Source organism: Streptomyces sp. NPDC040410, from assembly GCF_055595715.1.
The window spans coordinates 15,444-39,347 of the sequence record NZ_JBVIVK010000004.1 but is presented as its reverse complement, the minus strand read 5'-3'; the positions used below and the strand labels follow the sequence as shown (position 1 = coordinate 39,347).

Annotated in this window: 16 protein-coding genes and 2 pseudogenes; 13 read left to right on the top strand and 5 right to left on the bottom strand. The window is 72.4% G+C overall.

Features of this window, described 5'->3' with window-relative positions; genetic code table 11:
- Nucleotide 1: 1 nt before the first annotated feature.
- The gene (locus tag ACZ562_RS09810) at nucleotides 2-196 is read right to left on the bottom strand and encodes a hypothetical protein (RefSeq protein ID WP_150943828.1); all 195 of its coding nucleotides are present in this window, start codon (nucleotides 194-196) and stop codon (nucleotides 2-4) included.
- A 261-nt stretch (nucleotides 197-457) separates the two neighbouring features.
- Between ACZ562_RS09810 and ACZ562_RS09805 the strand changes: the two genes are divergently transcribed.
- From ACZ562_RS09805 to ACZ562_RS09785, 5 genes are all read left to right on the top strand, one after another.
- Nucleotides 458-850: an ankyrin repeat domain-containing protein gene (locus ACZ562_RS09805; RefSeq protein WP_471175749.1), complete on the top strand. Its 393-nt coding sequence runs from the start codon at nucleotides 458-460 to the stop codon at nucleotides 848-850.
- A gap of 300 nt (nucleotides 851-1,150) precedes the next feature.
- Nucleotides 1,151-2,569 carry a HEAT repeat domain-containing protein gene (locus tag ACZ562_RS09800; RefSeq protein ID WP_471175747.1) on the top strand — a complete coding sequence of 473 codons (1,419 nt, stop codon included), beginning with the start codon at nucleotides 1,151-1,153 and terminating at the stop codon, nucleotides 2,567-2,569.
- 139 nt (nucleotides 2,570-2,708) lie between these two features.
- Nucleotides 2,709-3,836, top strand: a complete 1,128-nt coding sequence (locus ACZ562_RS09795; RefSeq protein ID WP_471175745.1) for a glycosyltransferase family 4 protein — start codon at nucleotides 2,709-2,711, stop codon at nucleotides 3,834-3,836.
- A complete protein-coding gene (locus tag ACZ562_RS09790; RefSeq protein WP_471175743.1) occupies nucleotides 3,833-4,990 on the top strand; it encodes a glycosyltransferase in 1,158 nt (385 codons plus the stop codon). The genes ACZ562_RS09795 and ACZ562_RS09790 overlap by 4 nt, the downstream gene beginning before the upstream one ends.
- Nucleotides 4,987-5,841 carry an SGNH/GDSL hydrolase family protein gene (locus ACZ562_RS09785; protein WP_471175741.1) on the top strand — a complete coding sequence of 285 codons (855 nt, stop codon included), beginning with the start codon at nucleotides 4,987-4,989 and terminating at the stop codon, nucleotides 5,839-5,841. Before ACZ562_RS09790 ends, ACZ562_RS09785 begins: the two co-directional genes overlap by 4 nt.
- A gap of 44 nt (nucleotides 5,842-5,885) precedes the next feature.
- Here ACZ562_RS09785 and ACZ562_RS09780 read toward each other — a convergent pair.
- The 3 genes and pseudogenes from ACZ562_RS09780 to ACZ562_RS09770 form a co-directional block, all read right to left on the bottom strand.
- Nucleotides 5,886-6,089: pseudogene (locus ACZ562_RS09780) on the bottom strand (allophanate hydrolase subunit 2 family protein); the annotation flags it as partial.
- Nucleotides 6,090-6,195: 106 nt separating this feature from the next.
- Nucleotides 6,196-6,954 (bottom strand): LamB/YcsF family protein, encoded by a 759-nt coding sequence (locus ACZ562_RS09775; RefSeq protein ID WP_471175739.1) that lies wholly within the window; start codon nucleotides 6,952-6,954, stop codon nucleotides 6,196-6,198.
- Nucleotides 6,955-6,974: 20 nt separating this feature from the next.
- Nucleotides 6,975-7,328 (bottom strand): annotated as a pseudogene (locus tag ACZ562_RS09770) (D-glutamate cyclase family protein); the annotation flags it as partial.
- A gap of 265 nt (nucleotides 7,329-7,593) precedes the next feature.
- On the opposite strand from ACZ562_RS09770, the gene ACZ562_RS09765 reads away from it, so the two are divergent.
- From ACZ562_RS09765 to ACZ562_RS09755, 3 genes are all read left to right on the top strand, one after another.
- Nucleotides 7,594-9,120: a hypothetical protein gene (locus ACZ562_RS09765; protein ID WP_471175737.1), complete on the top strand. Its 1,527-nt coding sequence runs from the start codon at nucleotides 7,594-7,596 to the stop codon at nucleotides 9,118-9,120.
- Between the two features lie 133 nt (nucleotides 9,121-9,253).
- On the top strand, nucleotides 9,254-10,135 hold the full coding sequence (locus ACZ562_RS09760; RefSeq protein ID WP_471175735.1) for a hypothetical protein: 882 nt from the start codon (nucleotides 9,254-9,256) through the stop codon (nucleotides 10,133-10,135).
- 60 nt (nucleotides 10,136-10,195) lie between these two features.
- Nucleotides 10,196-14,860: a hypothetical protein gene (locus tag ACZ562_RS09755; RefSeq protein WP_471175733.1), complete on the top strand. Its 4,665-nt coding sequence runs from the start codon at nucleotides 10,196-10,198 to the stop codon at nucleotides 14,858-14,860.
- A gap of 28 nt (nucleotides 14,861-14,888) precedes the next feature.
- Here ACZ562_RS09755 and ACZ562_RS09750 read toward each other — a convergent pair whose 3' ends face one another.
- Nucleotides 14,889-15,443 carry a hypothetical protein gene (locus tag ACZ562_RS09750; protein ID WP_471175731.1) on the bottom strand — a complete coding sequence of 185 codons (555 nt, stop codon included), beginning with the start codon at nucleotides 15,441-15,443 and terminating at the stop codon, nucleotides 14,889-14,891.
- Between the two features lie 420 nt (nucleotides 15,444-15,863).
- Between ACZ562_RS09750 and ACZ562_RS09745 the strand changes: the two genes are divergently transcribed.
- The 5 genes from ACZ562_RS09745 to ACZ562_RS09725 are packed head-to-tail and all read left to right on the top strand — an operon-like array spanning nucleotide 15,864 to nucleotide 23,831.
- Nucleotides 15,864-18,734, top strand: coding sequence for a sensor histidine kinase (locus ACZ562_RS09745; RefSeq protein ID WP_471175729.1), 2,871 nt, complete (start codon nucleotides 15,864-15,866; stop codon nucleotides 18,732-18,734).
- Nucleotides 18,731-19,165 (top strand): roadblock/LC7 domain-containing protein, encoded by a 435-nt coding sequence (locus ACZ562_RS09740; protein WP_471175727.1) that lies wholly within the window; start codon nucleotides 18,731-18,733, stop codon nucleotides 19,163-19,165. Before ACZ562_RS09745 ends, ACZ562_RS09740 begins: the two co-directional genes overlap by 4 nt.
- 9 nt (nucleotides 19,166-19,174) lie before the next feature.
- Complete coding sequence (locus tag ACZ562_RS09735; protein ID WP_471175725.1) at nucleotides 19,175-19,570, top strand: DUF742 domain-containing protein; 396 nt, start codon at nucleotides 19,175-19,177, stop codon at nucleotides 19,568-19,570.
- Between the two features lie 24 nt (nucleotides 19,571-19,594).
- Nucleotides 19,595-23,245 carry a hydantoinase B/oxoprolinase family protein gene (locus ACZ562_RS09730; RefSeq protein ID WP_471175723.1) on the top strand — a complete coding sequence of 1,217 codons (3,651 nt, stop codon included), beginning with the start codon at nucleotides 19,595-19,597 and terminating at the stop codon, nucleotides 23,243-23,245.
- A complete protein-coding gene (locus ACZ562_RS09725; protein WP_471175721.1) occupies nucleotides 23,226-23,831 on the top strand; it encodes a GTP-binding protein in 606 nt (201 codons plus the stop codon). The genes ACZ562_RS09730 and ACZ562_RS09725 overlap by 20 nt, the downstream gene beginning before the upstream one ends.
- The last annotated feature ends 73 nt before the right edge of the window (nucleotides 23,832-23,904 follow it).

Here is a 23,904-nt window from a genome sequence, read left to right as displayed (position 1 = left end):
GTCAGAAGTTGATTCCGCCGAGGAGGCTCGCCAGGCTCTCGCCGCCGGCCTTGATGCTCGGGGCGATGGCCGTGCTCGCCAGGTAGAAGCCGAACAGGACCGAGACCGTGGCGTGCGACGCCTTCAGTCCGTCCTTGCGGAAGAAGAGGAAGACGATGATGCCGAGCAGGACCACGCCTGAGATGGACAGGATCATTTGAGCTCTCCTGGTTCGCGGGGACAGTCACCATGAGTACTTCCAGGATCACAGGATGTATCCATACGATAAAAGGTGCAACTGGGTGAATTTCTATAGATTCCACCCGGGTGACTGAACTGCCTTGGACCCTCCGGGGAGGGCTCCTGCCGCGAAGGGCACCCGTGGTGATCTTTGCCGAGGACGCGTCCGGTGATGTGCTCCGGAAGCCAGTACCCTGGCGATTCACTCGAACGGTTGTAACGAGAGGCGGTCCGGCCGATGACTGAAGCCCCCGACCCCGAGGTCGTGGAGCTGGCGACCAAGATCTTCGATCTGGCCCGGCGAGGGCAGACCGAGGCGCTCGTGGCGTACGTCGACGCGGGCGTTCCGGCCAACCTCACCAACGACCGCGGTGACTCGCTGGTGATGCTCGCCGCCTACCACGGCCACGCCGAAGCGGTGCGCGGACTGCTCGCCCGGGGTGCCGAGGCCGACCGGATCAACGACCGTGGCCAGACCCCGCTCGCCGGGGCCGTCTTCAAGGGCGAGGGAGAAGTCATCAAGGTCCTCCTGGAGGCCGGCGCCGACCCGGCCGCCGGCACGCCGTCGGCCGTCGACACGGCCCGGATGTTCGGTAAGGCTGACCTGCTCGAACTGTTCGGCGCAAGCTGATCCAACTGTCCTGACCAGGGAAAACAAACAAAACGGGGGAGGCGGTAACGGGCCGCCGAAATTTCGGTCGCGGCAGATGGAACTGCCGAGTCATCATGACGTCGTGATTCACGGACGCGATGGCTGGGCAGGTGATGCCGCACCGCGCGGACCGTGATGAGGTCCGCATGGGCCACCGACGAGAGGCAGAGGAAGATGGTCTACAGCAAGCAGGAAACGGCGGGCGCCCCGACGTGTTGTCACGCGGCCAGGTAATGCACGTCCCCGGTTGCGTCGACGCTTGATGTGAGGCTGTTTCCCATGTTCGATCCGGTCATAGCGCCCAGCGGTACGCTGCTCGGCCTGCTTCAGCGGGGCCGTGGCGACGGCACGCTGCACGCGCTCACCGCACCGCGCGCCGAAGCGCTCGCGGCCCTGAACCACTGTGTGCTGCGCGACCCCCGCCACGACTGGCAGGTGGAGAACCGCAGCCTGTACTACGCCCGCCTCTACCTCGACCTGAACGGCGAGCTCGACGAGATCGAGGCCCACCTCTTCGACGTCGAGGACGTGTTCGACACCGACGAGTCACGCACCGGGCTCGCCCTCGCGGTCCTGGGCCACCTCGCCTCGTACGGCAGGCGCGACGCGCTCGAACTGCTGCGCAGGTACGCCGCCTCAGGCGCCAACTGGGCCTGGGCACTGGACGAACTGGCGCTGCGTGACGACGACGCCGGTCTGCGGGCCCTCGCGGCCCCCGTCCTGGCGCGCTTCGCGGCCGATACCGAGGGCGAGGCCGAGCTGGCCGCCGCCGTGCGCGACGCATTCGAGCCCCGGCCCTGGCGGCTGTGGGCCGAAGATCCGCGCGAATCCATCGCGACGCGCGTGCGTGCCGCTCAGGAGACCGGCTGCTTCGACCGCTGGCAACGCCAGATGCGACCGGCCGGCCCCCGTCCGGGATGGAGCGTGCAGGCCGTCTTCGAATGGGCCCAGCAGGGCGTCGAACGCGGCGCCGCCCTCCACGTCCCCGCCGCCCGCTGCCTCTCGGCCGTCGCCGGACCGGAGGACCGGCCCGAGATCGTGGGGGCCGCCGAGCACGGCGGCGACGGTGCCCGCTGCACCGCCTTGCGCTACCTCGCCGACAGCAACGATCCCGAAGCCCTCGACCTGATCGAGGGCGCCGTGACCACCGGCTCGGTGACCGTCGTCGAGGCCGCCGTCGACGCCTTCGAGCGCATGCGCAGTGTCGCCGCGGTCGACCGTGCGCGCGGCTGGGCCCGACGGCCCGACCCGCTGGGCGCCGCCGCCGGCCGGATGCTCGCCTGCCGTGGCGGAGCCCAGGACAGCGAACTGGTCCTCGCGGCACTCCGCGAGGCCGTACGGGGCGAAGGACCCGACGCGCCGACCCTGTGGACTCTTGTCGACGGGGCCGGACGGCTCGGCATCGCCTGCGCCGCACCCGTGCTCCGCCATGTCTACCGCGAGACCGCCTCGTCCCACCTGCGCGGCCGGGCCGCACGCGCGCTCGCCGCCACTGACCCCTCCTTCGCCACCGGATTCGCCGTCGAGTGCCTCTGGGACTGCGAGGAGTCCACCCGCGAGATCGCCGCCCGGCACGCCGAGACCGGTGACGCCCGGGTCGTGGAGCGCCTGCGCAGGCTCGCGGCCGATCCGGCCGAGGAGGCCGAAGTCCAGACAGCCGTACGCAGCCGGATCGGGCCCGACGCGCCCGCCGTGTGAACGAGGCGTGACCCGTGGGTCAGGCGCGTATGGACGCCGCCTGACCTGCTCGGGTGCGCAGCGCAACGCTCACGGACCGTTCCTTGTCCGGAAAGATCCACGTTGACGCGGCCACGTCCGGCACGGCGACAACACCGGTATGCGTGTCGTCATCGTGACCGAATCCTTTCCCCCCGACGTGAACGGCGTGGCCCACTGCGCGCTCCAGACCGCCCGACACCTCGTCGCTCGTGGTCATGCCCCCGTCGTCGTCGCCCCGGCCACCGCCGCCGGGAACGGGCCCGACGCCCTCGCGCCGTGCCCCGTCCTCCGTGTCCCCTCCCTTCCGCTCCCGGGCTACCCCCAGGTCCGCGTCGCGCTCCCCAGCCGACGCGTCGCCGCGGCGATCAGCGAGCACCGCGCCGACATCGTCCACCTGGCCAGCCCCTTCGTCCTCGGCGTCCGCGGCATGGCCGCCGCCGCCAGGCTGGACATCCCCGCCGTGGCCGTCTACCAGACCGACCTCGCCGGATACGCCCGCACCTACATGGGCGCCGGTGAGGCAGCGGCCTGGCGCCGCATCCGCTCCGTCCACTCGGCCGCGGACCTCACCCTCGCCCCGTCCAGCGCGGCCCTGCACGACCTCGAGGCGCACGGCGTGCCGCGCGTACGGCTGTGGCCGCGGGGCGTGGACACCGTCCGCTTCCGCCCCGACCTCCGCGACGAGGCGCTGCGCCGCGAACTCGCGCCAGAGGGCGAACTGATCGTCGGCTACGTGGGGCGCCTCGCCCCGGAGAAGCAGATCGAGCTCCTGGCCGGAGCGTGCGGTCTGCCGGGCGTCCGCGTCGTGATCGTCGGCGACGGGCCGAGCCGGCCGAGCCTCGACCAGGCGCTGCCCGGCGCGGTCTTCCTGGGCAGGCGCACCGGCGACGAACTCGCCCGGGTCTTCGCCTCCCTGGACGTCTTCGTGCACACCGGTCCCTTCGAGACCTTCTGCCAGACCGTGCAGGAGGCCATGGCGAGTGGCGTGCCGGTAGTCGCGCCCGCCGCGGGCGGCCCGCTGGACCTGGTCGCACACGGGCGCACCGGGCTGCTGGTCCCGGCGCGCGACGCGGCCGCCGTACGGGACGCGGTGTGGTCCCTGGCGGCCGACCCCGCCGTGCGGGCCGCCTACGGCGCCACCGCGCGCGCGACCGTCGAGGGGCGTACCTGGGCGGCCGTCGGAGACCAGCTGATCGGGCACTACGCGGGCGTGCTCAGCACGCGCCGGACGGCGGTGGCCGCATGAGCTCGCTGCGGATCGTCCGGCTGGCGAACTTCGTCGCGCCCGCGTCCGGTGGGCTGCGCACCGCGCTGCGCGAGCTGGGCAAGGGCTTCAAGGCGGCGGGACACGAGCCGGTTCTCATCGTGCCCGGCGAGCGGGCCGGCGACCGCGAGACCGAGCAGGGGCGGGTGATCACACTGCCGGGTCCGCTGCTGCCCGGCACAGGCGGCTACCGCGTTCTCGCCGACAAGCGGCGAGTGGCCCGGCTTCTGGAGGAGCTGGCCCCCGACCGTCTGGAGGTCTGCGACCGTACGACCCTCAGGTGGACCGGCAAGTGGGCGCGGCGGGCGCGCGTCCCGGCCGTGATGGTCTCCCACGAGACCGCCGACGGCGTCCTGCGCACCTGGGGTCTGCCGGACCACCTGTCCCGGCGGGCGGCCGACGCCCTCAACATCCGTACGGCACACACGTACGCGCGCGTGGTGTGCACCACGGAGTTCGCCGAGCGGGAGTTCGTGCGGATCGGGGCGCGCAACGTCGTACGGGCCCCGCTGGGCGTCGATCTGGTGGAGCGGCACCCCGCCCTGTGCGACCCCCGTCTGCGCGCCCGGCACGCGCGCGTGGACGAGGCGCTCCTGGTGATGTGTTCCCGGCTGTCGGTGGAGAAGCGGCCCGGAACGGCGCTGGACGCCCTGGAGGCGCTGGTTCGGCGCGGCCGGCGAGCGGTGCTGGTGGTCGCCGGGGACGGGCCGCTGCGCGGGCGGCTCGAACCGCGGGCGCGCGAGCGCGGGTTGCCGGTCGCCTTCCTCGGACACGTCGGCGACCCCGGTGCGCTCGGCGCGCTGCAGGCGACCGCCGACGTGTGTCTGGCGCCGGGGCCCGCCGAGACGTTCGGGCTCGCCGCGCTGGAGGCGATGGCATGCGGCACACCCGTGGTGGCGAGCGCGTCGTCCGCGCTGCCCGAGGTGATCGGCTCCGCCGGGGCCACGGCCGCGGACCACGGGGACGCCTTCGCGGACGCCGTGGAGATGCTGCTCGACCGCCCGGCGGGGGAGCGGCGCGAGGCCGCACGCGCGCGTGCGGAGTGCTTCGGGTGGCCTACGGCGGTCGACGCGTTCCTCGCCGCGCACGACGCGGTGCCCGCCCCACGCCGTTTCGTGCCGGGGGGCATCGCATGAGACCCGTGCGTTTCGTCGCCCTCGGCGACTCGTTGACCGAGGGCGTGGGCGATCCCGTAGGCGAAGGGTGGCGCGGCTGGGCCGCGCTCCTCGCGGCGGGACTCGGCGAGGAGCCTGCCGATTTCACCAACCTCGCGGTGAGCGGCTCCCAGACGCGCGATGTGCTGGAACGGCAGCTGCCCGCCGCGCTGGCCCTGCGCCCGGACGTCGTGTCGGTCGTCATCGGCGTAAACGACACCCTGCGCTGCACCTTCGACATCCATGCAGTCGCCGCCCGGCTCGACACGGTGTACGCGGCCTGCACCGGGCAGGGCGGAGCGGTCCTGCTCACGGCGTGCCTGCCCGACCCGGGTGCGATGCTCGGCCTGCCGGGCGCCCTGGCCCGCCCGCTGGCCCGGCGGCAGCGGGCGGTCAACGCCGTGGTCCACGCCCTGTCCGACCGCCACGGGGCCGTGCATCTGCACGCCTGTGAGGGCGTGTGGCTCGCCGACCGGGCGATGTGGAGCGCAGATCGCCTGCACCCCGGTGAGCGGGGGCACCGGCAGCTCGCCGTACGCTTCCACGCCCTGCTGGCGCAGGAGGGCATCGCGACGGGCGCCGCGCCCTCGCCCGAGCCCGAGTTCCCCGCGCCCACCAAGTCGGCGAGCCTGTGGTGGCTGGCCACCGCGGGCACCGGCTGGGTGGCCCGGCGGTGCACCGACCTGCTGCCCCAGCTCGTGACACTCGCCGCCGACGAACTGCGCCACCGCGCGCGCGGGACGAGCGCCCGGCTCGACCTGCGGGCGTCCGCCGCGGTGTCCGCGGCACTGGCTGCCCTGTCGGTGGCGGAACAGCGGCCGGACGCCGCATGAGGCTCGTCAGACGGGGTCTTGCGGCCGCGGCGTCCGGCCCGGCTTCAGCGGCGGCGTACCGTCACGAAGCGCACGGGGATGCCCGGCACGGCCTGGGCGGCGGCCGGGAGGTCGGCGGCGCGGACCACCGCGATTACCGGGCAGCCCCGGGTGGTCGGGTGGTCGGCCAGGAAGACGACCGGCCTGCCGGCCCGCGGCACCTGGACCACGCCCAGCAACACGCCCTCACTGGGGAGTTCGCCGGACCGGGCAGGCCCGCCATGCGGCGGGCCTGCAGCTCCGTGTGCAGAGCCTGGGCCTCGTCGTCCGAGGACACCTCGACGAGCAGGGCGGAATCGCCTACGGTCGGCGCCCTCATGCGAAGGCCTCCACCCGGACGCCCGACTCCTGGAGCCGCTCCCGGACCCGGCGCGCCAGCTCCACCGCACCGGGTGTGTCCCCGTGCAGGCACAGGGAACGCGCGCGTACCTCGATTCTCGCGCCGGAGTGCGCGGTGACCGTGCCGTGGCGGGCCAGGCTCACCGAGCGCGCCACGACGGCCTCCGGGTCGGTGACCACGGCGCCGTCCTCGCCGCGCGGCACGAGTGTGCCCGCCTCGGTGTACGCGCGGTCCGCGAACGCCTCCTCGACGGCCGGCAGGCCCGCCTTGCCGGCCAGCTCCAGCAGGCGCGAGCCGGGCAGGCCGAGTACCGGCAGCGTCGCGTCCGCGAGGAGGACGCCGTCGACGACGGCACCGGCCTGCTCCTCGTCGTGCACGACGCGGTTGTAGAGCGCGCCGTGCGGCTTGACGTACGACACGCGTGTGCCCGCCGCGCGCGCGAAGACCTCCAGGGCGCCGATCTGGTACGCGACTTCGGCCGTCAGCTCGGCGGGCGGCACGTCCATCGCGCGCCGGCCGAACCCCGCGAGGTCCCGGTAGGAGACCTGGGCTCCGATCCGTACCCCCCGCTCGGCCGCCAGCTCGCACACCCGCCGCATGGTGGCCGCGTCCCCGGCGTGGAAGCCGCAGGCCACGTTGGCGCTGGTGACGACGGACAGCAGCCGCTCGTCGTCGGTCAGCCGCCAGCGGCCGAAGCCCTCGCCCAGGTCGGCGTTGAGATCGATCGAGGTCATGGATCCTTCGTGTCTCCTGATCAGGCCACGCGGTACTGCTCGTCGCGGGCGTCGGTGAGGAACATCTGCCCCGGTGCGTGGGTGATGGCGAACGGCGGGCGCGAGGCCGTCACCGCGGCCTGCGGGGTCACTCCGCAGGCCCAGAACACCGGGATGTCGTCGGGCCCGGCGTCCACCGGGTCGCCGAAGTCGGGGCGGCCCAGGTCATCGATGCCGAGCGCCGACGGATCGCCGCAGTGTACGGGGCTGCCGTGCACCGCCGGGAACAGGCTGCTCTCCCGGATCGCGGTGGCGAGGTGCCCCGGCGGCACCGGGCGCATGGACACCACCAGTGGGCCGTGCAGCCGTCCCGCCGGCCGGCACTTCCACATCGTGGACGACCCGAAACAACTGCACGAGCCGTATCTCGCCCGCAACCGGCAGATCCTCCAGGCCCTGCGGGCCGGAGACCGGGCCGGCGCCGAAAAGCTGCTCGAGGTCTATCTCGAGGACTCGCTCGAGGGTGTCGTGGAGGTCTACCGGCGGCGGGTGGTCGGCGACGAGGGACAACGGCCTCGCCGGATCGGTGTGACAACCGTGACGGGGGGCGCATCTGCGTCGTTTGGGTCGTTGTCAGACCGAGGACCTAGTCTGTGCACCGTGACTTCGCCTGCATCGACGGACAGTGTTCCGCCCCAGCTCAGCGCGGGGCCGCGCCCCGCACCGGGACCGGCCGCCGACGAGGGGCTGGCGCGGCGGCTGCGTGCGCTCGCCTGCACCGCGCCGCTGCACGACCTCGACGCACGCAAGGCGAACCTCGCAGGCGAGTACTCGGTGTACGGCATGGCGGAGGTGGCGCTCGCCGCCATCGACCTCGTCACGCTGAACATGGACTTCGACACCGGCGCCGACCACGACCAGATAGTCGCCCGGCTCATCCCCCGCATCGCCGCGCAGGCCCCGCAGCGACCCGTCGCCGAGCACGAGCGCGTGGCCCGCTGGGTCCTGGAGAACCTGATCAACGTCGGCAGCGTCGACCGCGGCTTCCGGGCCGTGTACGGCACGTTCGCGGCGGACGGCACCTATGTGCGCCGTGACTACGACTTCAAGCTGATCGAGGAGGTGCCCGGCCCCGGCGGCACCGTCTATCTCCGTACGACAGACGAGGCGGTCAACGTCCTGGTCGGCGCCCTCGACACCGATGTCACCAGCGCGCAGATCGCCGCCGAGGTCAAGCTGGAGGTTCTGATCAGCCGCGGCCGCCTCGCCGACGCCCAGCTCGCCGCGGAGCAGGCCCGGTACCGGACGGTCCAGTACTCGGAAACCCTGCGCAGGGCCCTGGACGCCACCCGGCGCAACGTCCGGGCCGTCGACTGGCTCAACACCGTGCCCGACATGATCGCCGAGGCCCTCGACCACGTCGCCGACCGCTACCGCCACGAGAACGCGATCCTCACCAACATCCGCAAGGCGCGCGACGAGTCCGAGGACCCGGAGCAGAAGCGGCGCGCGGCCGAGCTCGTCGACATCGTGAAGGACTGCATCCGGCGCCACACGCAGCTTCAGTCCCGACTGCTGGAGGCGGGGCCCCTGTTCCGCGCAGAGCAGGACCGGCAGGCCTTCGCCACGCCCATGACGACGTCGGGGACCGACCTGTACGGCCACGTCCTCGCCCCCGTCCTCCCGCTGCCCCTTGAACAGGCGGTCCGCGTAACGGACGCGTTCTTCGCGTGCGGGACCGGACTGCGCACCCCGGTGTCCGCCCGTGTCGGCGATCTCGTCGGCATCCTGCTGACGCCGCCGGTGGAGCGGGAGCACCTCGGTGCGGAGATGCCCGAGCCGGACCTCATCGCCACACCGGACGACAGCCGGTTCAGCGAGGAGCAGCTGGCCGCGGCGACGGAGCTGCTGGATCTGCCGGCGGACGCGCCGCGGCGATTGTCGGGGCTGCTGGTTGAGGCTCGCCGCCAGGATCCCGACCTGCCGTATCTCGTGGCCCTGTTGGCCGTGCATGCGGCCAGTCCGCCGGTGGGGACCGCCTATCGCCAGGGTGAGGAGAAGTTGCTGTTCGCGGTGGACGACGGGACCGAGTTGGACGACCCGGAGTTCGGTGGAGCCGACCTGATCGTGGGCACGGCGCTGCTGGATGCGGCGGGGATGGCTGCGGATCGGACGGAGGCGGCGTGATGGTTCGGCCGGTGCGCGACTGCGGGTCCTTCGTGGCTGGTCGCGCCCGCGCGGCGGAGCCGCATATGTCAAAGCCCCGCGCCCCTTACGGAGTTGCCCTGCCCCTCGCTTCTCACATCAAGGAGTTCCAGCCGTGAGCGAGCACGTCGATCGGAGTGAGCCGGAGGCCGTCGCCGTACCCGTGGCCGCCCCCGTCACCCCCGCCGACGCCGCCGACGCGGCGCGGCTCGTCGCCTTCGGGCTGCAGCCCAAGCTGCAGCCCGCGCGTGACCAGGAGTACCAGGACCTGCTGCGGCGCTACCGTGAAGAGGCGCCGTTCGCGCGGCTCGCCGACGCCGTGGCCGCCGGGCTCGGTCTCGTGGTGCTGGAGGTCTCCCCGCGCGCGGGAATGGCCGTGACCGCCGCCGAGGACTCGGTGTTCGCCGTCCGGATGGGCGACTACGCGCGTCGGACGTCCGCCGACTCCGCAGACCGTTTCCTGCACGGGCTCGCCCATCTCGCCGTCGCCGCCATGGCGTTCCCGCGGCCCGAGGACCTCGCCGACGACGGGTACATCGGGCGGGTGACGGTCAACGGCGTCGACGCCTTCGTGCGCCAGGCCTGCCGCCGGCTCGAGGAGCGCGCCGACGAACTGGGAGAGAACACCGACCCGGCGACCGACGCACCCGGCCTCGAGGCCGCCTGGCGGATCTGGGCGAGACGCAGCGCCACCGGCGCCACCAAGGACGCGCGCCGTCTCGCCGGTTCCACGACAGGCATCGTCGGCAAGGCGGTCGCGTTCCTCACCGACTCCGGGTTCCTGCAGCGCACCGGCGACGACAACGGCGGCACCTACCGCACCACGGCCCGCTACCAGCTCCAGGTCCGCGACATGGCGGGCAGTGCCGCCATGGCCGAGCTCCTCGAACTGGGCGTCGTCCCGGTGACGGACGGGACACCGACCCTGTTGCCGGCCGAGGAGAGAGACGACCTGGAACTGGTGGCCGACGCCGGACTGCCGTTCCACTCCCTCTGAGCTCCTCCCGAGCTGCTCCTGAACTTCCCCCGATCTGACGAAGACTTACGAGAGTCCGCCATGTACGAGCTGTCCCGGGTCCGCCTCTACTCCATCGGTCCCGCCGGTGCGCGCTACGCCGACACCGTGCTGGACCTGCGGGGCGTGGGCGAGCCCGTGCCCGACCCCGCGCCCACCCAGGCGGAGTTCTTCCAGGAGGAGCCCGTGGGCCCACCCCTGCGGCCCGCGCCCGCCGGCGTGCTCTTCCTGGAGAACGGCGGCGGCAAGTCCGTCCTGCTCAAGCTGATCTTCTCCGTGATGCTGCCCGGCCACCGCAACACGCTGGGCGGTGCCAGCTCCGGTGTGCTGCGCAAGTTCCTGCTCGCCGACGACTGCGGGCACGTCGCCCTGGAATGGCAGCACGTGCACACCGGCGAGTGTGTCGTGGTCGGCAAGGTGAGTGAGTGGCGGGGCCGCCAGGTCTCCAATGACCCGAGGAAGTTCGCCGAGGCCTGGTACTCCTTCCGGCCCGGCCCCGGGCTGAGCCTGGACAACCTCCCCGTCGCCGAGTCCACCGCCGTACGGCCGCCCGTCGAGGGCCAGTCCGGCGCCCAGGGGCGTCGGCGCACCATGAAGGGCTTCCGGGACGCCATCACCGAGGCGGGCAAGGCGTATCCGCACCTGGAAGTGCACTGGGAGGAGATCCACGACCGGTGGATCGAGCACCTCGGCGACCTCGGCCTCGACCCCGAACTCTTCCGCTACCAGCGGGAGATGAACGCCGACGAGGGTGAGGCCGCCGGCCTCTTCGCGGTCAAGAAGGACTCCGACTTCACCGACCTGCTGCTGCGCGCCGTGACCGACACACGGGACACCGACGGCCTCGCCGACCTGGTCAGCGGGTTCGGCAACAAGCTGGGCCGCCGCGCCGAGCTGATCGCCGAACGGGACTTCACCGCCGGATCGGTCGACCTGCTCGGCCGGATCGTCGACGCCGCCGAGGCACGCTCCCGCGCGCGTGACATCCACACGGCAGCCGAGCGGCGTACGAGGACACTGGCACGCAGGCTCTCCGCGCGAGGCGTGCAGGAACGCGTCCGGGCCGCCGACCTCGCCCAGCGGGTCACCGCCGCCGCGTACGCCGTCACGCACGCCGAGGGCGGCCGCGAGCGCAGCGCCCTGATCGCCGCCGAACTCGCCTACCGACACGCCTCGTTGGCTCTGGCCGCGGCCGAGAAGACGGCAGCCGTGCAGAAGCGCGGGCTCGCCGACGCGCGAACGCTGCACTCCGCCTGGCAGGCCGCCGAGGCCGTGCTGCGCCACCGCGCCGCCGCCGACCGCGTCGCGCGCGTGGCCGCCGCGATCCAAGAAGCCGAACGGGACGCCGCCCCGGCGCTCGCCGCCCGCGCCAAGGCCGCGGTCGAGCTCGTACGGGCCCTGCACGCGGCCGTGGAGAGCGCCGAGACCCTCGCCAACGAGGGGGAGGAGCGGTCCGCAGCGCTGCAGGAGGTGAGCGAGGCCGCGCACCGGGACTCCACCTCCGCCGCCACGGAAGCGCAGCGCGCCCGCAGTGAGGCCGGACACCTGCGCCAGCGCCTCACCGAGGTCGAGCAGGAGACCGCCGAGGCGGTGCGCGCGGGCTGGCTCGACGACAGCGCGCCTGACGCCGATCCCGCGCGGGCCGCGCTGGCGGCCAGCGACGCCGAGAAGACGGCCGTCGCCGCCTGGGACACGGCCCGTGAGGCATCGCGCAGGGCGTCCGAGCACGCCCGCGAAGCGGCATCGGCCGAGTCCCGCGCGGAGCTGACGGCGGCCCGCGCGGCCGACGCGGCCGCCGCCGCCGAACGGTCCTACGAGGCGGAACGCCGCCTTGCCGAGGGTCTCGCGGCGCAGGAGCGGCTCGCCGAGCTGCTCAGCCTGCCCGGTGTGGCGCGCAGTGGACGTGTCGGGGTGCCGCTGCCCCGGGCGGGCGCGGACGCCGCAGGCGACGGCAGTGCGGTCGAGGCCAGGCCCACCGGTGCCCAAGGCGGCCTCCTCACCCCCGAGGAACTGGACGGCTTCGCGGACGAACTGCGCGAACTGTTCGACGACGCCGTCTCCTCCGCCGAACGGCAGCTCTTCGAGCTGCGCACCGCAGCCGCCGACGACTCCCGGATCCTCGGCGCGCTCGGTGACGGCGGGCTGTTGCCACCCGGCCCTGACGTGCTGGCCACCGTGGAGTTCCTCGGAGAGCACGGTATCCCCGCACTGCCCGGCTGGCGCTATCTCGCGCAGGCCGTCGACCCTGCCGATCACGCGCGCGTGCTGGCCGCGAGGCCGGAACTGGTCGACGGTGTGATCATCACCGACCCTGACACCCACGCGCGTGCCCGCGAGGCGCTGAGCGACGCGGCGCTGCTGCCGCGGTCCGCCGTGGCGGTCGGCACGGCTGCCGCCCTGCTCGCGCCGACCCCGGCTCCCGATGCCCAGAGCGCTGCCGTCTTCCTCGTACCGCCGAACCCCGCCATGCACGACGAACACGCCGCCGACGAGGAGCGGCAGGCGCTGCGCGCGCGGGCGGGCGAGCGGGACGAGGAGATCCGGGCGCTCGCGGCCCGGCTGGGCAAGGACCGGGAGCTGGCGGCACGGCTCGCCTCCTGGCGCACCGGCTGCCCCGCGGGGCGGCTAGTCGAGCTGGCCCAGGCCGCCTGGGACGCGCGCGCGTTCACCGAGGAGGCCGAGGCCGAGCTGGCCGAGGTGCGGACCGTGCGGGCCGAGGCCGACGAGGCTGCCGCCGAGGCCGCCCAGGTGCGGGACGCACGGCAGGAGACCGCGCAGAAGGCCCGGAGGGCCGCCGACGCCCTCGCCGGGCTGGCCTTCCGGCTGCGGGAGCGAGCCGGCTGGCAGGTCAAGCTGCGTGAACTCGCCGATGAGGCGGCGGAGTCGGAGGCCCGCGCCCAAAGCTGCCTGGAGCGCGCCCGGGCCGCCGACGAGGACCGGCGGGCCGCTCAGCGCGCCGCCGACGACGCCCGCCGTACGGCCCGTGCGCTGCGCGCCGAGCGCTCGGAGATCGCGGGTGCCCCCGACGATGTACCGGAGGACGGCGCGGTAGCCCCTGAGGCGTCCCTGCCCGCCCTCCGTGAGGCGTACCGGGCCGCCTCCCAGGTGTACGAGAAGGTCGGTGTCGGTGCCGATCTGCGTGCCGAACAGGCTCGTGCGGAGAGCGACGAGAGCGCGGCACGCGCGGAGCTGGACCGGCTGAGCAACAAGGTCCGTACGCGCGCGGAGCAGCTGCTTCAGTCGCCCGACGGCTCCGACGGCCCCTCCCGCCAGGCCGCCGCCGCCCGCGCCGAGGAACTCGTGCAGCTCCTCGAGACGCGGATGTCGAGCGCCAGCGAGCAGCTCGGCCGACTGCGCGGCGAGGCCGAGCGGCACGCGCCCGAGGACGGCGAGGCGCACACCGAGCTGCCCGAAGAGCTTCTCCCGCGCGACGCCGAGCACGCACAGGCGCTGCTGCGCACGGCGACGGCCGAACTCGCCTCGCGTACCGAGGCGTTGAGCCAGGCACGGGAGGCACACGCCGAGCTTCTCGACGCCCACCGAGCCGCAGAGGACGCGGCCGGCGGCTTCGACGAGATCGCCGCGATGCTCCGCGACCTGTTGCGCGAGCACGCCTCGGAGGAGGAGCAGGAGGAGCCGGAGCCGTACCCCGGCAGCCCGGACGAGGCCCGGCAGTCCGCCGCGGAGGCCCGCCGCTCCCTGCGGGGCTGTGCCGCCGACCTGTCCGCGGCCGAGGCCGCCGCTCGCGAGGCGAGCGACGTGCTTGTCCGGCACGCCAACTCCACGCGCTACGAGCAGGTCCGCACCCCCGCCCGGCAGCAGATCCGCGAGCTGCCCGGGTCAGCGCTGCCCGAGCACGCCCAGAAGTGGGCCCAGGCCTTCGCACCCCGACTCCGCGTCCTGACCGACGAACTGGCGCAGCTGGAGCGGAACCGGGACTCGATCGTGGACCGGCTGCGCGGCCTCGTCGAGTCGGCCCTGGCGACCCTGCGGTCCGCGCAGCGGCTGTCCCGGCTGCCAGAGGGCCTCGGTGAGTGGTCCGGACAGGAGTTTCTGCGCATCCGCTTCGAGGAGCCCGACCAGGCCACGCTCACCGAGCGGCTCGGCGAGGTCATCGACGACGCCACCCGAGCGGCCGTCAAGAAGAACTCCGACCTACGGCGCGACGGCATGTCCCTGCTGCTGCGCGGGGTCGGCGCGGCGCTCCAGCCCAAGGGCGTCGCCGTCGAGATCCTCAAGCCGGACGCCGTGCTGCGTGCCGAGCGCGTCCCTGTCGGGCAGATGGGCGACGTGTTCTCCGGCGGACAGCTGCTCACCGCGGCCATCGCCCTCTACTGCACCATGGCAGCCCTCAGAAGCAACGACCGGGGACGCGACAAGCGCCGGCACGCCGGCACCCTGTTCCTCGACAACCCCATCGGGCGCGCGAACGCCACTTACCTGCTGGAGCTCCAGCGAGCCGTGTCCGACGCCCTCGGCGTCCAACTGCTCTACACCACCGGCCTGTTCGATACGACCGCGCTCGCCGAGTTCCCCCTCGTCATCCGGCTGCGCAACGACGCCGACCTACGGGCCGGCCTGAAGTACATCAGCGTGGAGGAGCACCTCCGCCCGGGACTGCCGCGTGAGGCTCCCGCCGGGGAAGCGGTACACAGCGAGATCACGGCGACGCGGATGTTCAAGCGGCCTGCGCCGGGCGCCCCGTAGACGTGACGCCCTGGCGCCGTCGGCCGGGTCAGGAGTGCGACAGCTGTCCTGTCCCGCGCCGTCGGCGTATCCGCTCCTGCGCCCGCTCGGCCGCCCGAGTCTGCCGCCGAACCCTGCGCCGCTCGCGGCGCAGGGACCGCGCGGTGCTGCTCGGCGTCGACACCACGCCGTTGCGCTGATTCCAGACCTGACGCGTCACCCAGACGTCCAGCGCCCCCCATGTGGCCACCACTGTGCTGGTCACGCTGCTCAGCACCATCGGGAACGCCAGCCAGGAACCGGCGATGGTGCACAGGAACGCCACCATCGCCTGGATCAGCGTCACGGCGATGATGAGCACCGCCCGCACCGCCGCCGTACGCACCGGATCGGGCATCCGACGGCGCCGCGCAGGCTCCTCGACCCACAACTGCGGCCGGTACGACGGCTGCTCCTCACCCCCCGGGCCGTATTCCTCGTGTCCGCCCGTCGCCGCGCTCCCGCTCGCCTGATTGTCGCGATCCGCTGCCTCGGGGCCGCGCTCCGCGGTCAACTGCGCCGTCACGCCGCCTTCGGGCGCCTCGCTCCGCTCCGCCGTGCCCATCAACGTGTCACTCCCCACCGCCGGCAGACCCGTCGCCCCGGTCTCCGTAGACCTGGTCCCCCAGTGGCTGCCCGGCTTGCGCTGTTTTACGCCGCCCGGTTGCGGAATACGGCTCGTGTGGCCGATTCCGCCCCCAACTCCCTTGGAGAAGGACGAACGAAACGTCCTCAAGATTCCCAAGAATCGAAAAATTTCAGCCAACTGACAATGCGGGCCGGTCCGATCGGTTCCGCGTGACGTCGTGGGATCGAGGGAGGTAATCGCCCCCAATGAACGGACAACTCCCCATGTCTCGCCGCCGGTGCGGAGGTTCGGCTTCCGGACGGGTCTTCGAGTTAACTGTGCGTCGGTAGTAGGCTCACGCCGTTTGTTGACGTACATGTGAACCCCCTGACGCGGGGGGTCAAGCTGGGGGAGGCCATGCGCTTTCGCGGGAAGTCGATCCGCCGGAAGATCGTGGCGCTGCTTCTCGTGCCGCTGGTGTCCCTGGTCGCGGTCTGGGGCTTCGCCACGGTACTCACAGGCCGGGAGGTCGCCCAGCTGTTCCACGTGTCGTCCGTCGTGGAGGAGATCGGCTACCCCGCCGAGGACACCGTCCGCAGCCTGCAGCAGGAACGCCGCCAGACCCTCGTCTACCTCGCCGATCCCCGGGCGTCGGACGCGCTTTCCGCCCTCCGCTCCACCCGGAGCGCCACCGACCAGGTCATCGCCAAGTTCCGGGAGAACGCGCGGAATTCCGACGTCCGTGACGGACTCGACGGGGACGACACCGATCGCATCATCACCGTCCTCGACGCCTTCGAGGGGATCGACTCGCTGCGCCGCAGCGTCGAGGAGGGCACGGTGAGCCGGGCACAGGCCCTCGATCTCTACAACCGCCTCGTCGACCCCTGCTACGCCCTGCTGGCCTCGCTCGACGGCGTCGACACCGTGGAGATGGACAAGCAGGCCCGCGCGCTGGTCAACGTCATCCGCGCCCGCGAACTGCTCTCCCGCGAGGACGCCCTGCTCGGTTCCGCCCTCGTGGTCGGGAAACTCTCCCGTGACGAGATCCGGGACGTCTCCGACCTCGTCGCCCAGCGCACCCTGATGTACGACATCAGCCTGCCGGTCCTTCCGCCCACGGAGCGCGAACGCTACGAGCGTTTCTGGAAGAACGCCTCCACCGCGCCTCTGCGGTCGGCCGAGCACGCCGTCATCTCCTCCCAGCCCGGCACCGCCGGCGGCGCGGTGAGCGCCAAGAGCTGGGACGCCGCCGCCGACAGCGTGCTCGACGAGCTCGCCACAATCGACGACCAGGCGAGCGACCGCTATCAGGACCGGGTCCGCCCGGCCGCGATGGACGTCATCGTCAAAGCGGCCGTCGTCGGCGTGCTCGGTCTGATCGCCATCCTGTTCTCGCTCTTCCTTTCCGTGCGCGTCGGCCGCGGCCTCATCCGTGACCTGCGACAGCTGCGCCTGGAGGCCCACGAGGCGTCCGGCGTGCGCCTCCCCAGCGTGATACGCCGCCTCTCCACGGGCGAAGAGGTCGACGTGGAGACCGAGGTGCCGCGTCTGGAGTACGACAAGAACGAGATGGGCGACGTCGGCCAGGCCCTCAACACCCTGCAGCGCGCCGCCGTCGAAGCCGCCGTCAAACAGGCCGAGCTCCGCGCCGGCGTCTCCGAGGTCTTCGTGAACCTCGCCCGCCGCAGCCAGGTCCTCCTTCACAAGCAGCTCACCCTGCTCGACACCATGGAGCGCAGGACCGACGACGCCGACGAACTCGCCGACCTGTTCCGCCTCGACCACCTGACCACCCGTATGCGCCGCCACGCCGAGGGTCTGGTGATCCTCTCCGGCGCCGCCCCCTCGCGGCAGTGGCGCAAGCCCGTCCAGCTCATGGACGTCGTACGCGCCGCCGTGGCTGAGGTGGAGGACTACGAACGCATCGAGGTCCGCCGGCTGCCGAGGGTCGCCGTCACGGGGCCGGCGGTCGCCGACCTCACCCACCTGGTGGCCGAACTCCTGGAGAACGCCACCGTGTTCTCCCCTCCGCACACCGCCGTCCAGGTCCTCGGCGAACGGGTCGCCAACGGCTTCACCCTGGAGATTCACGACCGCGGCCTCGGCATGGCGGCCGACGCGCTGCTGGACGCCAACCTCCGGCTCGCCGAGACACCGGAATTCGAGCTGTCCGACACCGACCGGCTCGGTCTGTTCGTCGTGAGCCGGCTCGCCCAGCGCCAGAACGTCCGTGTCTCGCTGCAGCCGTCCCCGTACGGCGGTACGACGGCCGTCGTCTTCATCCCCGACGCGCTGCTGACGGACGACGTGCCGGACACCAACGGCATCGGCTTCCGCCTCGACCGCCCCCAGCCCTCGAAGGAGGCGGAGCTGGAGGAGGCTGAGCTGGAGGAGGCACGCTGGGCGTCGCTGTCCCAGATGCCCGCACAGCGGCCCGGCCTTCCCGCCACCCTCCTGGACGGACCGGTCGAACTGGAGGCACCCGTCGATCTGGATGCCCTTGAGGGCTTCCCTGGTGCGCTCTGCGACGAGGACAGCGAACGCGGCGGGCTCTTCCGCCCGCGCCGCTCCCTCGTCCGCGTGGACGACCAGACCCACAGCCACCCCGGCGAGCAGCTCCGCGAGGTCCACGACACCCACGTCGGACCGGATCTGGCGGACCCGGACGCCGCCTTCGGCCCCCCGGTCCCGCTGCCCGGCCGCCGGACACCCAAGCTGGTCAGCTCACACGGGCACCCGGTCACCGAGCCGGGTCCGCGACGCGAGGAGACGGAAGAGGAGCCCTCGACGGACCCTGCCCGGGCGCGGGCGACGCCCCCGCTGCCGTCCCGCCGCCGCGGCGCCGCTCCGCTCCGCCGGGGCGCCGGCGTGGCCGACCCCACCGACGAGCTCGCCGCATCCCCGGCATCCCCGGACCGTGACCTCGGCGGCAGCAGAGAGGCCCCCGCACTCCCCAGGCGTACCCGGCGCGCCGAGATCGCGTCGAGCAGCTCCGGCGACCGCGCCCGGCTTCCCGGCCTCGCGCCCCAGGACGCCGGCTCCGGCACGGCACCCCTGCCCCGGCGCGTACGCCAGGCCAGCCTGGCCCCGCAGCTGAGGCGGGACAACACCGAGCAGCGCCCACAGGAGAGGGCCACGGAACCCGCCGAGCGGGACGCCGGCGAGGTACGCAGCCGCATGGCCTCGCTCCAGCGCGGCTGGCAGCGCGGCCGCGAGGAGAACGCCGCGGGCGACGACGACAGCGGCACAGCACCACAAGGAACGACTAAGGGGGACGGTCGATGACCGCACCGAAGCCGACCGGCCAGACCACGACCAGGTCCGGTGAGCTCAACTGGCTCCTCGACGACCTGGTGGACCGCGTCGCGAGCATTCGCAAGGCCGTCGTCCTCTCCGGCGACGGACTGGCCACCGGGGTGTCCAAGGACTTGACCCGGGAGGACGGCGAGCACCTGGCCGCCGTCGCCTCCGGGTTCCACAGCCTCGCCAAGGGCGTCGGCCGCCACTTCGAGGCGGGCAGCGTCCGCCAGACGGTCGTTGAGCTGGACGACGCCTTCCTGTTCGTGACCGCCGCGGGCGACGGCAGCTGCCTCGCCGTCCTCTCGGACGCCGACTCGGACGTCGGACAGGTCGCCTACGAGATGACGCTCCTCGTCAAGCGGGTCGGCGTGCATCTGGGTGCCGCTCCACGCACCCATCTGCCCTCGGGCGGGTAGTGGGATGACATGAGCGCAGACGGTCAGGGAAGAAGCCACTGGTTCGACGACGAAGCCGGGCCGGTCGTCCGTCCGTACGCCATGACGCGGGGCCGCACCACCAGTGCGGGCCAGCACCGCCTGGACGTGATCGCGGTGGTGGTCACGGAAGCCCAGGCGGACGATCCGGAGGCGGACCACACGCTGTCTCCGGAACACGTCGACATCGTCGAGCTGTGCCGTGACGCCCCGCAGTCGGTTGCCGAGCTCGCCGCAGAACTCGATCTGCCCATCGGAGTGGTCCGGGTCCTCGTCGGAGACCTGGTGAACGGGGAATTCGTCCATGTGAACCGGCCCGTACCCCCGGCCGAGCTCCCGGACGAGAGTATTCTGCGCGACGTGATCAACGGCCTCCGGGCGCTGTGAGCGGCGCGGAAGCGGGGTACTGACGTGACAGGCTGGCAGTTCTGGGTCGACCGAGGCGGCACGTTCACCGACATCGTCGCGCGGTGCCCGGACGGCCGTCTGCTGACGCACAAGCTGCTGTCGGACAACCCCGCGCGGTACGCCGACGCGGCGGTCGCCGGAGTACGCCGGCTGCTGGAGGACTCCCAGCAGCCGGTGGAGGCCGTCCGCATGGGAACGACGGTTGCCACCAACGCCCTCCTGGAGCGCAAGGGCGAGCGCACTCTGCTGATCGTCACCCGCGGCTTCCGTGACGCCCTGCGCATCGCCTACCAGAACCGCCCTCACATCTTCGCCCGCCGCATCGAACTGCCGGAGCTGCTGTACGAACGCGTGGTGGAGGTCGACGAGCGCATCGCCGCCGACGGCACCGTCCTGCGCGCCCCCGACCTTCAGGCACTCGCCGGCCCCCTCCAGGAGGCGTACGACGACGGGATCCGGGCCGTCGCCGTGGTCTGTATGCACAGCCACCTCCACCCCGCCCACGAACAGGCCGTCGGGGAACTGGCCGCGCGCACCGGCTTCCCGCAGATCTCGCTGTCCAGCGAGGTCAGCCCGCTGATGAAACTCGTCCCGCGCGGGGACACAGCCGTCGTCGACGCCTACCTCTCGCCCGTCCTGCGCCGCTACGTCCAGCACGTCGCCGACGAACTCGCCGGCGTACGGCTGATGTTCATGCAGTCCAACGGCGGCCTCGCCGAAGCCGGACAGTTCCGCGGCAAGGACGCCATCCTGTCCGGCCCAGCGGGCGGCATCGTCGGCATGGCCCGCATGTCGCAGCTCGCCGGCTTCGACCGCGTCATCGGCTTCGACATGGGCGGCACCTCCACCGACGTGTCGCACTTCGCCGGAGAGTACGAACGCGTCTTCACCACGCAGATCGCGGGCGTCCGGCTGCGCGCGCCGATGCTCGACATCCACACCGTCGCGGCCGGCGGCGGCTCGGTGCTGCACTTCGACGGCTCCCGCTACCGCGTGGGACCGGACTCGGCGGGCGCCGAGCCGGGACCCGCCTGCTACCGCGGCGGCGGACCGCTCGCCGTCACCGACGCCAACGTCATGCTGGGCCGCATCCAGCCCGCACACTTCCCCCAGGTGTTCGGACCCGACGGCGACCAGCCCCTCGACGACGCGCTCGTCCGCGTCCGCTTCGCCGCCCTCGCGCGCGAGATCCGCGAGAAGACCGGAGACGACCGCACGCCGGAGCAGGTCGCCGAGGGCTACCTGCAGATCGCCGTCGCCAACATCGCCAACGCCGTGAAGCGGATCTCCGTCCAGAAGGGCCACGACGTCACCCGCTACGCCCTCACCACCTTCGGTGGTGCGGGCGGACAGCACGCATGCATGGTCGCCGACTCGCTCGGCATCCGCACCGTTCTCGTGCCGCCCATGGCCGGAGTCCTGTCCGCCCTCGGTATCGGTCTCGCCGACACGACGGCCATGCGCGAGCAGTCCGTGGAGGCACCCCTGGAGCCCGCCTCCATGCCCGGCGTCCTCAAGACGGCCGACGACCTGGAAGCAGCGGCCCGCGCCGAACTCCTCGCCGAGGACGTCCCCGAGGACCACATCCGGGTGGCCCGGCGTGCCCAGCTCCGTTACGACGGCACCGACACCACCCTCACCGTCGAGCTGACCGAGCCCGGCAGGATGAGGCATTCCTTCGAAGAACGTCATCGCGCCACGTACTCCTTCGTCCTCGACCGCCCGATCGTGGTCGAAGCCCTCTCCGTGGAAGCCACCGGCATCACCGACCCCCCCGATCTCTCCGCTCTCACCCCTTACGAAACCGCCCGCCGAGGCGGCGTCCCCGCGCCGGAGACCGTCCGCCTCCACACGGAGGGCACCTGGCGCGACGTACCCCTCCACCGCCGCGAGGACCTGCCTCCCGGCGAGACCGTGACCGGCCCCGCGATCATCACCGAGGCCAGTGCGACGACCGTCGTCGACGACGGCTGGCGGGCCGCGGCGACCGACGGCGGGCATCTGGTCATGGAACGCGCGACGATTACGCAGAGTTCCGATCTCGACACAAAAGCCGACCCGGTTCTGCTTGAGGTCTTCAACAACCTCTTCATGTCGATCGCCGAACAGATGGGCGCCCGCCTGGAGTCCACGGCCCAGTCCGTCAACATCAAAGAGCGCCTCGACTTCTCCTGCGCCCTATTCGACCCGGACGGAAACCTGGTGGCCAACGCCCCGCACATCCCCGTCCACCTGGGCTCGATGGGCACGAGCGTCAAAGAGGTCATCCGGCGTCGCGGGTCCCGGATGCGGTCGGGGGACACGTACGCGGTCAACGACCCGTACCACGGCGGCACGCATCTCCCCGACGTCACCGTGATCACTCCGGTCTTCGAAACCACGGCCGCCGAAAACACGGAGGGTGACGGGGAGATTCTCTTCTACGTCGCCTCCCGCGGCCACCACGCCGAGATCGGCGGGATCGCCCCCGGTTCCATGCCCGCCGAGAGCCGCACGATCGAGGAGGAAGGCGTCCTCTTCGACAACTGGCTGCTCGCCGAGAACGGCCGCTTCCGCGAGGAGGAGACCCTCCGCCTGCTCACCGAGGCGCCGTATCCCTCGCGCAATCCGAAGACGAACCTCGCCGATCTGCGCGCACAGATCGCGGCCAATCAGAAGGGCGTCGACGAAGTCGCCCGAATGATCGACAACTTCGGCCGGGACGTCGTCCAGGCGTACATGCGGCACGTTCAGGACAACGCCGAGGAGGCCGTCCGCCGAGTCATCGACGCCCTGGACGACGGCGAGTACGCCTATGAGACCGACTCGGGCGCCGTCATCCGGGTACGCGTGCGCGTGGACCGCGCCAACCGCTCCGCGACCGTCGACTTCACGGGCACGTCCCCCCAGCTGACGACCAACTTCAACGCACCCTTCGCGGTCGTCAACGCGGCGGTCCTGTACGTCTTCCGCACCCTTGTCGCCGACGACATCCCGCTCAACGACGGCTGTCTGCGCCCGCTCGACATCGTCGTACCGCCGGGCTCGATGCTCGCGCCCGAGCCCCCGGCGGCCGTCGTGGCAGGCAACGTCGAGACCTCCCAGGCCATCACCGGCGCTCTCTACGCGGCGCTCGGCGTCCAGGCCGAGGGATCCGGCACGATGAACAACGTCACCTTCGGCAACGACCGCCACCAGTACTACGAGACCGTGGCCTCCGGCTCCGGCGCGGGCGACGGCTTCCCCGGCGCACCCGTCGTACAGACCCACATGACCAACTCGCGGCTCACCGACCCCGAGGTCCTGGAATGGCGGCTGCCGGTCCAGCTCGATCAGTTCGCCGTCCGGCGGGGCAGTGGCGGCACCGGACGGTGGCGCGGCGGGGACGGAGCCGTGCGCCGCATCCGGTTCCACGAACCCATGACCGTCTCCACGCTGTCCCAGCACCGCAGGGTCCCTCCGTACGGCATGGCCGGCGGCGAACCCGGCGCACTGGGCGCCAACCGAGTGGAGCGCGCCGACGGGACGGTCACCCCACTCGGCGGTAGCGACTCCGCGGACGTCGGCCCCGGCGACGTACTCGTAGTCGAAACCCCCGGCGGCGGAGGCTACGGCCCGCCGTCGCCCGACCCCCATCAAGCAGGAGAAGAGATCGATGATCTTCGGGCGTTCTGAGCGCGGCAAGCCCCCGGTCGAGCCCGTCACGCTCAAGATCCTCGTGGCCGGCGGCTTCGGAGTGGGCAAGACCACGCTCGTCGGCGCGGTCAGCGAGATCAGGCCGCTGCGCACCGAGGAGCTCCTCACCGAGGCCGGTCGCCCGGTCGACGACACGAGCGGGGTGGAGGCCAAGCACACGACCACCGTGGCCATGGACTTCGGCCGTATCACGCTCCGCGAGGACCTGGTGCTCTACCTCTTCGGCACGCCCGGACAGGAACGGTTCTGGTTCATGTGGGACGAACTCTCCGAGGGTGCGCTCGGTGCCGTCGTGCTCGCAGACACCCGGAGGCTCGAGGACTGCTTCGCCGCCGTGGACTACTTCGAGCGGCGCTCCATACCCTTCCTGGTCGGTGTGAACTGCTTCGAGGGAGCCGCCCACTACCCGGCTCAAGACGTCCGTCAGGCCCTCGACCTCGACGACGACGTACCCCTCCTGCTGTGTGACGCCCGCGACCGGGAGTCCGTCAAGGAGGTCCTCGTCGGCGTCGTGCGGCATGCGATGGCGTACGCGGCGAAGCGCCGTCAGACCGTCACCACCTGAAGCGCACGGCCCGTACCCCCGCCGACCGGGGCACGGGCCGAGGCCCGTGGCGCCAGGTACGCGTGCGTGGCGC